This is a genomic window from Enterobacter sp. BIDMC 27, from assembly GCF_000534415.1.
Lineage (GTDB): Bacteria > Pseudomonadota > Gammaproteobacteria > Enterobacterales > Enterobacteriaceae > Enterobacter > Enterobacter hormaechei_C.
The window spans coordinates 1,815,083-1,828,260 of the sequence record NZ_KI973178.1 but is presented as its reverse complement, the minus strand read 5'-3'; the positions used below and the strand labels follow the sequence as shown (position 1 = coordinate 1,828,260).

General features: G+C 35.2%; 13 protein-coding genes and 1 pseudogene. 6 read left to right on the top strand and 8 right to left on the bottom strand.

Annotated elements, in window-relative coordinates:
* Nucleotides 1-31: 31 nt before the first annotated feature.
* The 3 genes and pseudogenes from L463_RS0122655 to L463_RS13920 all read left to right on the top strand — a co-directional run.
* A pseudogene (locus tag L463_RS0122655) lies at nucleotides 32-574 on the top strand (tyrosine-type recombinase/integrase); the annotation flags it as partial.
* Between the two features lie 400 nt (nucleotides 575-974).
* Nucleotides 975-2,156 (top strand): reverse transcriptase family protein, encoded by a 1,182-nt coding sequence (locus L463_RS13915; protein ID WP_081752225.1) that lies wholly within the window; start codon nucleotides 975-977, stop codon nucleotides 2,154-2,156.
* Entirely contained in the window at nucleotides 2,146-2,808 is a 663-nt protein-coding gene (locus tag L463_RS13920; protein ID WP_032673140.1) for a retron Ec48 family effector membrane protein, read from the top strand. The genes L463_RS13915 and L463_RS13920 overlap by 11 nt, the downstream gene beginning before the upstream one ends.
* A gap of 177 nt (nucleotides 2,809-2,985) precedes the next feature.
* On the opposite strand, the gene L463_RS13925 is transcribed toward L463_RS13920, so the two are convergent.
* From L463_RS13925 to L463_RS13935, 3 genes are all read right to left on the bottom strand, one after another.
* The gene (locus L463_RS13925; RefSeq protein ID WP_032673138.1) at nucleotides 2,986-3,981 is read right to left on the bottom strand and encodes a hypothetical protein; all 996 of its coding nucleotides are present in this window, start codon (nucleotides 3,979-3,981) and stop codon (nucleotides 2,986-2,988) included.
* Nucleotides 3,982-4,117: 136 nt separating this feature from the next.
* Nucleotides 4,118-4,621 carry a hypothetical protein gene (locus L463_RS13930; RefSeq protein WP_032673137.1) on the bottom strand — a complete coding sequence of 168 codons (504 nt, stop codon included), beginning with the start codon at nucleotides 4,619-4,621 and terminating at the stop codon, nucleotides 4,118-4,120.
* A gap of 71 nt (nucleotides 4,622-4,692) precedes the next feature.
* Nucleotides 4,693-5,058 carry a hypothetical protein gene (locus tag L463_RS13935; protein WP_032673136.1) on the bottom strand — a complete coding sequence of 122 codons (366 nt, stop codon included), beginning with the start codon at nucleotides 5,056-5,058 and terminating at the stop codon, nucleotides 4,693-4,695.
* Between the two features lie 237 nt (nucleotides 5,059-5,295).
* Between L463_RS13935 and L463_RS13940 the strand changes: the two genes are divergently transcribed.
* The 3 genes from L463_RS13940 to L463_RS13950 all read left to right on the top strand — a co-directional run bounded on the left by L463_RS13940 (nucleotide 5,296) and on the right by L463_RS13950 (nucleotide 7,980).
* Entirely contained in the window at nucleotides 5,296-5,736 is a 441-nt protein-coding gene (locus tag L463_RS13940) for a hypothetical protein (RefSeq protein ID WP_032673135.1), read from the top strand.
* Nucleotides 5,705-7,009 carry a relaxase/mobilization nuclease domain-containing protein gene (locus L463_RS13945; RefSeq protein WP_032673134.1) on the top strand — a complete coding sequence of 435 codons (1,305 nt, stop codon included), beginning with the start codon at nucleotides 5,705-5,707 and terminating at the stop codon, nucleotides 7,007-7,009. Before L463_RS13940 ends, L463_RS13945 begins: the two co-directional genes overlap by 32 nt.
* Before the next feature lie 305 nt (nucleotides 7,010-7,314).
* A complete protein-coding gene (locus L463_RS13950; protein WP_032673133.1) occupies nucleotides 7,315-7,980 on the top strand; it encodes a hypothetical protein in 666 nt (221 codons plus the stop codon).
* Between the two features lie 57 nt (nucleotides 7,981-8,037).
* Here L463_RS13950 and L463_RS13955 read toward each other — a convergent pair whose 3' ends face one another.
* The 5 genes from L463_RS13955 to L463_RS13975 all read right to left on the bottom strand — a co-directional run bounded on the left by L463_RS13955 (nucleotide 8,038) and on the right by L463_RS13975 (nucleotide 13,101).
* A complete protein-coding gene (locus L463_RS13955; protein ID WP_032673132.1) occupies nucleotides 8,038-8,451 on the bottom strand; it encodes a hypothetical protein in 414 nt (137 codons plus the stop codon).
* Nucleotides 8,452-8,547: 96 nt separating this feature from the next.
* On the bottom strand, nucleotides 8,548-8,952 hold the full coding sequence (locus L463_RS13960) for a hypothetical protein (protein WP_032673131.1): 405 nt from the start codon (nucleotides 8,950-8,952) through the stop codon (nucleotides 8,548-8,550).
* On the bottom strand, nucleotides 8,953-10,584 hold the full coding sequence (locus L463_RS13965; protein WP_032673130.1) for a DNA-binding protein: 1,632 nt from the start codon (nucleotides 10,582-10,584) through the stop codon (nucleotides 8,953-8,955).
* The gene (locus L463_RS13970) at nucleotides 10,581-11,894 is read right to left on the bottom strand and encodes a site-specific integrase (RefSeq protein ID WP_032673129.1); all 1,314 of its coding nucleotides are present in this window, start codon (nucleotides 11,892-11,894) and stop codon (nucleotides 10,581-10,583) included. The genes L463_RS13965 and L463_RS13970 overlap by 4 nt, the downstream gene beginning before the upstream one ends.
* A 1-nt stretch (nucleotide 11,895) precedes the next feature.
* Nucleotides 11,896-13,101, bottom strand: a complete 1,206-nt coding sequence (locus L463_RS13975; RefSeq protein ID WP_032673128.1) for a tyrosine-type recombinase/integrase — start codon at nucleotides 13,099-13,101, stop codon at nucleotides 11,896-11,898.
* Nucleotides 13,102-13,178: the final 77 nt, after the last annotated feature.

The following is a 13,178-nucleotide window of genomic DNA, read 5'->3' as shown; positions in this document are numbered from 1 at the left end:
TTAATTAATATGTTACAGGATGTTAGCATCTGAATGGCAACTGCTTACCATGACTCGTCCAGCAGAAGCTTGAATGACTGGCTGGGATGAGATAGATAAAGAGGCAAAGGAATGGCGTCTCCCGACTTGCCGTATGAAGATGAAGCGTGAGTACGTCGTTCTGCTTTCTGAACAGGCTCTGGTGATTCTGGAAAGAATGAACCCCATCACTAAGCACAGAGAATACGTTTTTCCTCCTGGCTATCGTAATCCACTTGAACCGATTAACAGTTAGACAGCAAATATGGCGTTAAAACGTATGGGCTTCAAAGATCTGCTGGTAGCTCATGGCATGAGATCTATTGCCTCAACGGTTCTGAATGAGAAAGGCTTTCCACCTGACGTGATTGAAGCTGCGTTAGCACATATCGATACTAACGAAGTCAGAAGAGCCTACAACAGACCACAGTATCTGGAACAGCGTAGGGATATGATGAGCTGGTGGGGTGAACATGTAGAAGCGGCTTCTTTTGGGAGGACGAGTATGGGAGCAATTTCTGCCAAGGCACAGCTTAAATCAGAAACTACAAGCTAATGATGCAGCAGTATGCAATTAAATGATTAACTCATTGTATTTTATGTTAATTTTAAAATTAATCAAAATTCAGCATACATATGGCATACATTTTATAATGTGTAAAAAAATACTTTAAGATCAATCCGATTTCTGGTAAAAATTAGCTGTGGGACGAATACCTCACTTGATGAAAATGGAAGCGTTAAAGCAAGAAGATCTGTCCTTAAGTCTAGGACGACCGAGAGGTCTTTCTGGGTGCACTCTGGCGAGCCATGCGAAAGCTAGACCACGGAGTACAGTACACAGTTGGAAAAAGTTAGTGAAGGTGGGGTGGACTTTATACTCTTGCGTTGCTTCCCTCGGATTCAACTGCCCTTCCTGGCCGTGAGGACGCTAACTTTTATCTAAGAAGGATCACATGGCAAAGGATTTCTCTTTCAAAAACACTTTCACCCCCATTCAGAAGAAAGAAAGCTTACTTGCCTTATTGGGTATAAGTGATATCGATAAATTTGAAAAGCTGATTTCCGATGGTGTAGAAAAAGCTTACTACATAAAGCCACCAATTGAAAAAAAGAACGGTGGTCATAGAATTGTCTACGCACCAAACCGAATGCTGAAATCGATTCTAAGAAAAATAAACAATAAAATTTTCAGCCAAATTAATTTTCCAGATTACCTTTACGGCTCCATTCCTGACAAAGAAAATCCTCGCGATTATATCTTGTGTGCCCAACAGCATTGCAAATCTAAAATCCTTGTGAAAATGGATATCGAAAATTTTTTCCCAACGATGAAGTCAAAATTTGTATATCAAATTTTTAAAGAATTATTCAGATTTTCAGATGAAGTTTCCAATATATTAACAACTTTAACAACATATGAGGGTTTCGTTCCTCAAGGCGCACCAACGAGTACTTATTTAGCCAACTTATATTTTTATGATTGTGAGCCAAGCAAAGTCAGTTATCTTCGTAAACTTGGATTCAGATATACTCGTTTGATTGATGACATAACAATATCCCGTTTAAATAAAGAGGAAGATTGGAAGTTTGTTGAGTCTGTTATTTCTAACTTTATTAAACAAAAAGAATTGACTGTAAATAATGAGAAAACAAAACTTCTATCTGCTAAATCGCCACAATCATTTAAAGTTCACGGATTATGTATTGAGGATGAAGCGCCACGATTTAGTAAAACTGAAAGAACTAACATAAAAACGCAAGTACATCAAGTTGTAAGGACCGCTTATGGGCGAGATCAAATCCGAATGCAACCAAGTTTTCACAAGAAATATTTCTCTGTGAAAGGTAAAATAACGAAACTTAAGCGTGTAGATTGCCCTGATTATCCAGTTCTTAAAAATCTTCTAAAAAAACATTGCGATCCTCTTCCTGAGCATAAAGAAATAAAAAGAATTAATCGTGTTATATCAAACTTGTCGAAAGATCATGTTAGCATTGGTCATACGGAAAGATACAAAAGTAGGTATTTTCAAGTTGTTTTTCGTTTAGATATATTAAAAAAACTATATCCAGTTGAAGCAAATGAGTTTAGAGCACGGTTAAGACAAATAGGTCCAACTAAGAATGAGAATTAAAAAGCCTTTAACTGATATAATTTCCTATACCATCATCATAATTGTAACATTGTGTTTCATCTCAATGATTACCGCTGCGATAATTGTCTGCGTAGATATAGTTAGGACAAGAGATTTACATCTTTGCTTCTCTGAAAATTGCGTATTAAATGCTCAGAAAATTTTTAAAACTCCAATATCTCTTCTGAAGCAATCATTAATACTCATACCTATTTTTGTATTTTTTATAGGCCTATATAATTATAAGCTGGCGATAATAAATGCGAAAAACAACAACACACTTAACAAAGAGCGTGATTTTTATTCTTATTTAAAAGAAAATACAAGCGAACAAAAGGAATTGATAGAAACACTTAACAAGAAGAGACTCTTCAACGCACTTTTTGATGATCACTTAGATTTCAAAGTAGATGCTAAGGAAAAAATAGAATCTTATCTTAAAACAAGAAAAGCTACTGGCTTACTAAACGAACTTATTGACGATAAAAAACACAATTATAAAATTAACCTTACGTCCATTACAATACACTTTGGGTTTCACATTGAAGAAGAAGTTAATATAGAGCGTTTAGATGAAATTACTCATAACATATGCATTCTATTGATAGAAATCATTGAGGTCTGGTTTAATATAAATATATCAAGAGAGTAATGTCATATCTAAATCGAAGGGCTGAAATCCTTACCACAAATCAATATTACAGCCCTTCGATTAAAAATGAAATAAATAGGATGGATAAAAATTTATATCAATGATTATTATAAAAACAATAAAAGGTTATACATTATATATGTACTACCCCCATTAAGGCACAGCATAAGATGCTATTTAAAAAATAGCATCATCTTCATCTTCATCTTCATCTTCATCTTCATCTTCATCTTCATCTTCATCTTCATAAAAATAAGACCAAGCATCTCCATCGCCAATAACACTCAAGTTTTCAATTCTCTCCTTGAACGGAATATTACCTTCTGCGTACCAGTGTTCAATTTCATCCAAAACAACATTATCCTTTGTCCTTTTATTGAAAACCTGAAGATAATCACCAAGCAATGCAATATCCAAATCAAGCGGGGAAATATTTTTGATATGCTCATAGAATTTAGAGTTTTTATCTGTATTCAATATAAACACTAATACTTCTTTCCACATTATATCTCTATCTATGAAATCAAACTTTTTCCTCATTAATAAATATCCAACTTTTGAGTCATACCTAACCTCATCAGTATAGATCCCCTTCCTTGTCGCCGCCCTTTTAATTATGTCATAAATTTGCAGTATAATTTTCGATATTGTCTTACCTACAATTTTCTTCGTCTTCTCCGTATTAGAATAAATACTCTGATCAAGATATCTTTTGTTTGTATCTAATGCTTCATATTTTAATAAAAATGATAGAAGGGCTTCTTTTTCTTTAGATAACTGCTGAATAGTATTTAAACTATATCTGTCATATCTGTATAGATCGTAAAATTCATTTAAAAGAGAGATGAAATCATGATGAACTTGGGATAGGTTAATCCTCTCACTATTTTTTATTCTCGCCAATAAGCTTGAATGATTATGTGTTTTTAGTTTTCCCTCAAACACTTCAAAACCTTCAATATCAGTCTTTTCGTTAAACTCAATCAAAATTATTGCAACTTTTAAAAACCGCTCTACGCCAACTGATATATTATATAATAAATTAAATATTTCGGATTCATAGTGAAAGTTTTCCATTTCATGAAGGGCGTTCAGCCCATCATAAATAAAGGTACCAGCTATATCAAGTTCAATGCCCAACTCAAAATTCTGCCAAAACACATGGGACTTCACTTTAGATATCCTTATTTATTGAAAAAAGACATTTCTTAATAGAATTTTCAAATAACTGTATTATAGATAGTTAACCTTATCAACAAAAATCTTCAGAAAACCGATGGAACAGGGCGTAAATCGGATGCCCCATTTATTACGACATATCTGTTGTTTTTATCAGACGTAGGGAATTTTCCGCATTAGGAATTAAAATTTCATCTACTGGCATGGCTTCAATAAGGCCGTCTTTTTTCATATAGAAACCATCAATATGGAATTTATTTCGTGCTATAAAAGAAGATAAATCTCTAATTACTCTTCCTTGTGTGATACTTAGACCTACTGAAGAGTAAAGATCTTTCATATCATTAAAGAAACCATCCCCATTATAGTTTAATAAATTTAAATCGTTAATAGATTCAGCTTCATATAAAAATGGTCTTTCATTCTTTTGGTTTGATGAAGCCACAGCAGAATGTATAGCCTTATATTTTTTTGCGTATTCTATGTTCGTTGTGAACCAAACACCATTAGGGAATTTTTCGACAACAGACCAAGAAAGGCGGTAAATACGCTTAAATCCTTTTTTCACCAAAGTGAATTTTTCATGAGAAAAAACATCAATTAAATCATCGATCTGTTTTTGACATAAGTTCATTTGGGTATCCTCAACCTCAAAGTTAACTGTCAATCCTAGTTCAATAACTTAATGAAATCCAGTACAAATCTTTAGAGTCTTTTAATTTCCCTGGCCGCCTGTAATTCTTTATTATTCTTAAGAGCAAAAGAAATAGCATTTCTCTCCGCCAACATTAAAGATAATTCATGTAAGCTAACATGCTTGGCCTTGAACTCTTTTATAGTAAACCCAAATTGAAGATCATCCGTATCATCTAGAATTATTTTTTTGGGAGAAATAATCCTGAGCAAAGGATGACTCTTATCCGTCTTAAAAAGGTAGAAAATAAAATCCAAGTAGTCATCCAAAGTAAAGGTTGGGAATACTTTTTCCAAGAAATGAGAAGAACCGTTTGAATTAAAGTCAACAATAATCGAACAAAAATCATCTTCACAATAGTTTTTAATTCTTTTCATAACACCTCCTATTTTATAAAAAATAAATCTTTTTAAATTAAAGTCAAGACACAAGCAAGGGCTAACTCTACGAAGCGCTACGCTGCTTCTTCGAGTTCTCCCTTGTTTTTTCGCCCTTTGGTTGAAAAAAATTAAAAGCAAAATCAACACACTGCATTGACATTATTAGTTCCTATCATATAAATAAATTAAGCATAAGGAATATGCTTTTATTTAATTATATGAAAAGGAGTTCATATGGTCGCAAGTAATACTTTTAATAAGATCGTTGTGAGTAAGCATTCTCATAATGGAAGCGTTAACGAAGCGAAGTTCTCGCACAACAAGATTCGTTCTCATTGCGTCAGTGTCAGATTAAATGATGAAGAGCTAACGCTTCTCAATGAGAGACGTGGCCGTCATCGTAAAGGCGAATGGCTTCGTATGGCGTTTCTGCATAACCTCCCCTTTGTTATTCCATCGATTAATCTCGAAGCATGGAAATCGCTGAGCGAAATTTCACAGAAGCTGAACAAGCTTGTCGCTCATCTGGATAATAAAAGCCAGGGTAGCTCTCTGACGCACACAGAACTATTCGCAGTGAAGCGCCAGATATCTGAGCTTCGCATGAAGCTGATCACAGCCAACCTATGGAGATCACCTTCTGATGAAGGGAATGCAAAAAATCAGCAGGGGTAAAAACTTCTCTGGTGTCGTTCTCTACGCATTAAAGCCAGGCTCTCACCATAAATGCACACCTTATGTCATTGGTGGGAATATGGATGGAAGTGATGCTGGAGATCTAATAGCTGAATTTGATGCTACAAAAACGCTTCGCCCGGATGTTGCTAAACCCGTCTGGCACAATTCGCTTCGCTTGCCGAAAAACGAAGCGCTGACAGATGCTCAGTGGTCAGGGATTGCTGATGATTACATGTCCCGGATGGGCTTCTCTGAAACGCACCTCAGATGCTATGTCCTTCATGATGATGCGGCCGGCCAGCACATCCACATTATTGCCAGTCGTATAGATCTATCCAATAGAAGCCTTTACTTGGGCAAAAATGAAAACCTCATCAGCACCCGTATCATCCAACAGTTAGAAATAGATCACCAACTGACCAAAACCAAAGGGCCAGAATTGGTAGCATCACCATCTCCAGCTTCGCTATCCAGAAAATCCCTGCCCCAAAAACCGATAATCGCAATACCGAAGCCTAAAAAGCTATCGCGTAACGAAGCGATGATGGAGAAGTATAAAGGAGAGCTATCACCCAAATCGGTTATCCAGGAAGCTCTGGAAGCATTACTTGTCGATAAACCATCCACCACTGATTTCGTGATGCAGCTTGCCGCCAACAATATCAAAGCGCTTCCGAATATTGCCTCAACAGGGAAAATGAATGGGTTTTCATTCGAATATCAGGGGATCGCTTTCAAAGCTTCGCAGTTAGGTAAAGGTTATTCCTGGTCTGCCTTACAAAACAGGCTAGATTACCAGCCGGAACGCGACAATGCTTTCCTGTTTGCATTGAAAATGCCCTCAGTCAGTAAGGCATCGGTTAGCGAAGCGCCTGATAGTGCCATAGCAACACATCCCCATGAAATCACAACAGAAGACGTTAACAGTCCTGTCGAATCGCTTATCCTCGATAAACGAGCTGCTGGTCAGGACGAATACACTAACGCTTCTGTAAAGCAGTTTCACTTAGAAGATGGTGCTGGTGCTAAAGAATCGTTAAAAGTAGCGCCCAAGCGAAGCTATGCAGTGTCAGCGTTTAGGTGGTTGGAATACATCCCCTACCTCGATGTAATTTATCGTATGTTGAAAAACCTCAAAATCCCCCCCCTCAAACGCCCTCGAAAACACAAAACCATCACTGGCGTGAGAATGATAGAGATAACATCATCACCCCCCAAAACTGCCATTAAAACACCACATAAATCGCATAGAGCTTCGCTTTCAATGTAGGGCTGGCAAGCCTTTTTTGATAGATACAGGCCAATAAATTGATCGTTTATACCGATCGATAGTCTAGAGTTGATAGTCGCCAACTATCGTTAATCTTTAATCGATCGGTACAAGTGATTTGCCTTTCCTGTAAACCCAGTCAAAATGTGATTTCACACCAAAGAATATAACAGACTGATTTAACTAGCCTATTTACGTATTTAACTAACATGCAGGTTTTGAAATGGCAGATACCATCTTATCTGTAGTCCCTGATTTCTTCATACATCGAATATGAATTTCACATCTAACACAAAGGAACTTGTATGAGTATCTCCACCACGAAACGCCGCAATGAAGAAGTCAACGTTGGTCTCTCTGAACGTCGGAAAGCAGAGATTACAGCCCCCAAGTTTGACCTGTTTGGTGAAACTTACACGTTTGTTGAGACTTTCTCTGGCACTGTCATTGATTCCAACCCAAGCAAAAACCAGATCTGGGTAAAAACAGATGATGGCGATGAAAAGCAGATTTCAGCGTATGGAATCGCGTTCAGAAACTCACACAGGATTCGTCTATATGAGCTTCGAAAGTATAGTAACGATAACTTGTGTGTCGTATATGCCGATGCGCTCATTGTTAATTTAAACACTGGTGAATATAAATTAAACTTAAACAAAAAAACCGTCATTATTCCAGCCTTTCTGACAATGCTGTTCCATAATGCTTCTACAGCATCGTATTACAGAGCAATGCCTGTTTCGAAACTATTCTCTATTATTTTCATTTTACTTTGTGCTGCTGCACTTATTTCATTTCTAACATTGCCTTGGGGCTTTAAAGATGGATATGTGTGGGATGAGCACAAGTATATGTGGTTCACATATTTCCTCTCAAGGATCGGAAGTTTCGTTTGTATTAAATGGATTAAAAGAAGAAGCGAGAGGTTTGATCATGAACTCAGAAATCTTATCGACTTACTAAAAAGTTAAAAATTATAAGCAACAAAGATTTAGCCCGTAGATTCCTACTACGGGCTTTTAAAATAATCACAATCCATATTTTCTTTTCTTCTCTTTGATGGATAAAGCTCTTTTTAGGGTAGAAGCCTCATGTTTCTTTCTCTCATTAATGTAGACTTTTTCGGTTCTACTGCCATTGCTCACAATGAAATCGATAAGTGAAGAGCATAAGTTTTTCATTCGTTCTTTATCGATCATGTCATTTTCAATTTTGTTGATATTGCAATAATAAGAGAAAAGCAAAAAACTCAATACAACCTCCCTGTTTGAAAACGTTAGCTTTTCTATTTCAGGCTGGTATTTAATGTAAAACCCGGCACAAAACAGGTATGATTGTTCGATAATTTGTTGCCCCGAGAAGCCTGATTCAGAGAGTTTATCAACGAATCGATCAAGTAAAAGAAGATACCTCTCCATGAGATTAATATTTATTTTTTTCATAATATGCATCCTTGCAATTTATTTTTGTCATCCTAACAATTAAAGAAATACCATAATTATTAATCATGTCAATAGTTAAAACCTATCAAATTACATTTAATTATCTTTTACAGGTAAGGGCCTATTAAGCTCTTCAACTGTTATTTGTTTCAAATGAGAATTATAAAGCCATATCTTAAACTGCTCTAAATATCTGTTGTTTAATGCTATCAAAGCTTCGTTTTCAGTTTCGAGCCTTTTTATTCTCTGACAAGCGATTTCTAAATTGGCAGGCTTAATAGAACATGTTTTTTTAATACCAAGCTTGAGAATCTTCTTTTTTGAATTAAAACAATCCGAAACTTTGACATGACTACTTAAAGATTGTCTTGAAGGTCTCTTACCAATGATCTTTACTAACTTGTCGCATAAAGCATCCCAAGTTAGCTTCTCATCTCTATTCCAGTTATTTATAACATTTGTTATGCTTTTTTCATCATAAACAGTAATATGTTTAGCCATTTACTCTCCTTTTATAATTTTAGTTTGAAACTCATACCATTTTTCAGCATTGACATTCCCATCATTTTTATCATGATACGTTTTTTCAATAATTTTATTATGAATTACCAATAGTCGATCATCATCCTTTCCAGAGTCTTGTATTGGATAATAACCGCATACGTCAAAAGCATATGAGTGCTTGCAGTAACCATGCTTAGTAACGAGCACAGCTCCATCATTCAATGAATCGAAATCAGTTATGTCCATGATAGCTATTTCTTTTTTCCTATGGCTGTTACTTGCCTCGATTGTCGTTTTTTCTCTTATGAGCTTAGTCATTTGTAAGTGTGATCGGTGATCATAAGAAACATTTTGAGAAATAAGCTTACGCCCGGACCATCGAGCGATGCTAAACTCATCCATGCCATTAATTTGAGAAAAAGTATTCAACAGATGCCTTAATTGATGAGTTCTAATAGAATAAGGAATACCATCCTCATTTATATAGCCGTGTCTTTTGAACAGGTTTGTTGTGCCTTTAATACTTGCAATAGCATTAATATCCATTCTAAAAAACCCAGGCGTGGGTCTGAAAAAGGATGTAAAATCTTTTCTTGTTTTCTGACACAGTTGCCTGTCAAATAAAAGACATAAAGCATTTGAATATTTAATTCTTTTTTCTTCATCATACCAAGGAAAATTCTGAGGCTTTGTGGTAACGAGTGCATATTTGGATGACTCAGTGCCTTGGCCTTCCATTGTTCTTGAGGCAAACCTTGCATGGTTGGACAGTTTTTTTAATCGGGCTATCGCCTTTTGAGCTATAGGGACCATTACTGTAGGAATCCATTTGATATCCCCAGCATAACCCTTTGCTGAAAAAAATCTTAAACCATATCGTTCAATGCCTTTGTCATCTTTTTCAGTAATCTCACAATCCGCTGGAAGACTTAAAATTTCTGAAATTCTTCCTGGAGCACACATGAGTAGTGCAAGAACAGAAGTAGTGAAAATGTCCCTTGTTGACAATTGGCTTTCATCTTTTGAGAAAATCTCAGCAATAGCTATTACGCATTTTATGTCTGGTAGTTTTGAGTGTCCTTCGAGTGAAGGTTCATAACCTTTCCAGCTCTGAGTTATTTTATGTCTTAATGGATTTACCCAGAAAAAGTATGATGAGGTCGTCATTCTGTTTCCTGTTAAGAATGAACATAGTTTCTCAAGTTCTTTACCAATTCCAACTGCTTGTAGTTTTGAATATTTGGCAGATGCCAACCTTGCACATTCATCAAATATGATATTATTGCACTTAATAATATTAGCTTCTCCGTATAATTTCAATAAAACAAACTCAATGATTTTCAACATTGACAAAGTATTCTGGTTTGACTTTGACTTGTTAAACGAGTGAATATGAAACATATAAGCTTTAGCGAAATCAATGAAACTACCATCTAATTTATCTTTGCTATTTCGATTATTGTTCATGTCAAATTTATTGAATCTATAATATCTCTTCCATACATTGCTTTTCCATGAAATCGCTAACTTCGAGCTGAAAATATTACTCTTACAAAATTCAATAAATTCATCAACATTTGAACTCGGATTATTAGCATTGGCTGGCTCGAATAGTATGATATTGGTCATTGGGAACTCCAGGCTCTAAAGTTTTTACAAGTGAAACATTCAATTTGGTCATTTTTATCATTAAAAAATCCGAACGAGTTTAAAATATATTCAGTAAAGAGCTTCTTGTTTTTTGACTGTTCTTCTCCAAGAAATATCTTTGATAGCGGTTCAAAAAAAGGATTAAGCATCTTGTCTATATCATGAACATTGTCTGGACAATTTTTTACGTATATCCCTGATGAGTTTATAGATTTATGGTCTAATGCTTTAGCTATTACTTCAACTGATGCACCTTCCTTTGCTAAACGAGTTCCCAGGGTATACCTAAATCGTCTTGCATTAATCCGTATAGGGCCGTTATTACTTGATGACCCAATGTTGAATTTAGTAGTCAAATTATTTAGTTTGTTTGAGATAAAAGAATTCTTCATATGTAAAAAATCAGTTGTCATGATGGTATCTAAACTTTGTCCAGTATCAATTAATACATATTGTTTAATGTCCATGAGTATAGGTAATTCATTTTTTAAATGACTAATATTCCTCACTACCCTATCTTCGATATGTTTCTGGTTCAGATCAATCAAGGTTATAAGTTCCTCATACAGGCTATCGTCGATTCTCATCATGCTGAACTCACTTCTGAAGTTCTTCCTTTGTTTTACTTTCGGTATATTTAGAAAACAACCCTCTTCCGTTCTGATGAGATCTTTCGCTTTCAACGAAGTTAGCTGTGATGGCCTCCTTCCCGTTGTTGCTAATAGAATAACGTAGCAATACATAAACAGAGGGATTTTATCTTCTTTCAACAATCTTCTGATACTTTCAAGTATGATTTTCAGCTCTTCTTCCGTTAGTGGTCCACTATTCGGATCTCTTCGTTTAACGGCTTCCCCTGTTAAATTAGGTTTAATGGTTATTTTTTCCAGCATTCTTAGAGCTGAGTTATCTACTCCTTCATAACCGAGTTTTTTCCATTTACTAAGAAAGTTCTTTATTGAATTTAGCTTATAGTTTTTCTCAGGGCCTAAGCTAACATTAAATTGATAAACCGCTTTGGAATTAATCATTTCAAGATCCATCAATCTTAGCCATTGGCTAAAGATGTGATTTATATTCTTTATGTAGCCTGCACTATATTCAGACGAAAAATATGCCAAGGTATTAAGATAACCAACACGCATCGACTCTGGCATTTTATCGGCAACCTTATGTGGGCAAACACAATTATTTATATCTAATTGCCATTTATTATCTGAAATCCTGAACCTATACCCCTTCATCATTGCAAAAACTACATTCTCTTTTTTTAAAGTGCTTGTTTTCATTTCATTCCCCTTTAGTTATTTTCCTCAAAGAGTCATAAACTCTTCCAATAACTTCCTTTTCTTTCATTGATATGTGTTTGAAGTTATAATTTTCTGACATCTTTGAATCTTTTGACCACCCCATGAGATAGCATCTCAAACCTGATTTTCGGCTGATATCTAAATTCGAATCATCAATTTCACTTGAATAGAAATAGTTCCAGGAATGTCTCAATTTATGACCTGATAAATTCTTTAATTCCGGGCTTGATTTTTTAATAGTCGAAATTATCTTTTCATATGCTGAAACAGATAAAGGTTCTCCAACTGTTTTACATGAACTGTGTGTAACAAACAGGAAGTCATGCTTCTTCTTTTTGGTGTATTTATTTCTATAGTTATTTATGTAATCCAAAATCTCCAATGCTAACTCGTCCGACAATGGAATTTCCCTTTCACCAGTTTTGACTAAAGGTTGATTCAGCCTTCGATCTTCAATGCAATCATGTCTTCTGAAAATACTTAGTGTGTAATCCCTAGGATTTAAATCATTAACTTTTAGATTTAATAGCTCTCCTGCTCTTAAACCACAATTCAATAGTAAGGTAAAAATGAGTCTGTTTCTCACTTGAACATCCTTCTGGAAAGGATTTTGGCTTCCTTCAATTTCTAATAACTCAAACAGTTTTTTTATCTCTTCTTTGCTCAGTGATTTATCTTTTCTGTCATTCATGCTAAGAGATTTATTTAGCGGGAGATGTGCTCTAATACTTTCTATGAAACTCTCGACTTCATATCTAGCATGAATTCCCTTAATAGAATGAAGTAAACCACACAGCCAATTAAGATAGCTCGAAAAAATATGAATTCTATAACCGAAGGTTCTTCTTGCAATCTGATACCCTTTTATTAATCTTACATTTGTAATCTTTTGCTTATCAAATCTCTGCCTTGCATAACGGATCAGGTCATCCACTTCTGCTACACTTAGGAACTCCTTAATTTCAATCCTATCAATTATATTTATTTTCCTGCTTTTGAGGAAATTGCTTAGTATTAGTAAGTTTGTTGCAACTATCTCCATCGTTGATGCGGTCGCACTTCTATTCCTGACATTGGTTGTAAGATAGAGATTTTGATAATAAACAGGCAACTGTGTTTCTTTATCGAGAACCAAACATCCTCGTTCGCCATTGCTCATCACAAATTTTTTTATTTGATATGACATTATAATAACCCTCCGAAAACTTTACATTTAGTACTCACTACGGCTTATCTTTATTTTATCAATTTAAATTTTGCAAA

Bases quoted from the DNA above. Each gene is read 5' to 3' on its own strand.
- L463_RS13935 (WP_032673136.1), bottom strand. From the start codon at position 5,058: ATGAAAAGAATTAAAAACTATTGTGAAGATGATTTTTGTTCGATTATT.
- L463_RS13945 (WP_032673134.1), top strand. From the start codon at position 5,705: ATGAAGGGAATGCAAAAAATCAGCAGGGGTAAAAACTTCTCTGGTGTC.
- L463_RS13930 (WP_032673137.1), bottom strand. From the start codon at position 4,621: ATGAACTTATGTCAAAAACAGATCGATGATTTAATTGATGTTTTTTCT.
- L463_RS13965 (WP_032673130.1), bottom strand. From the start codon at position 10,584: ATGACCAATATCATACTATTCGAGCCAGCCAATGCTAATAATCCGAGT.
- L463_RS13960 (WP_032673131.1), bottom strand. From the start codon at position 8,952: ATGGCTAAACATATTACTGTTTATGATGAAAAAAGCATAACAAATGTT.
- L463_RS13950 (WP_032673133.1), top strand. From the start codon at position 7,315: ATGAGTATCTCCACCACGAAACGCCGCAATGAAGAAGTCAACGTTGGT.
- L463_RS13940 (WP_032673135.1), top strand. From the start codon at position 5,296: ATGGTCGCAAGTAATACTTTTAATAAGATCGTTGTGAGTAAGCATTCT.
- L463_RS13955 (WP_032673132.1), bottom strand. From the start codon at position 8,451: ATGAAAAAAATAAATATTAATCTCATGGAGAGGTATCTTCTTTTACTT.
- L463_RS13975 (WP_032673128.1), bottom strand. From the start codon at position 13,101: ATGTCATATCAAATAAAAAAATTTGTGATGAGCAATGGCGAACGAGGA.
- L463_RS13970 (WP_032673129.1), bottom strand. From the start codon at position 11,894: ATGAAAACAAGCACTTTAAAAAAAGAGAATGTAGTTTTTGCAATGATG.
- L463_RS13915 (WP_081752225.1), top strand. From the start codon at position 975: ATGGCAAAGGATTTCTCTTTCAAAAACACTTTCACCCCCATTCAGAAG.
- L463_RS13920 (WP_032673140.1), top strand. From the start codon at position 2,146: ATGAGAATTAAAAAGCCTTTAACTGATATAATTTCCTATACCATCATC.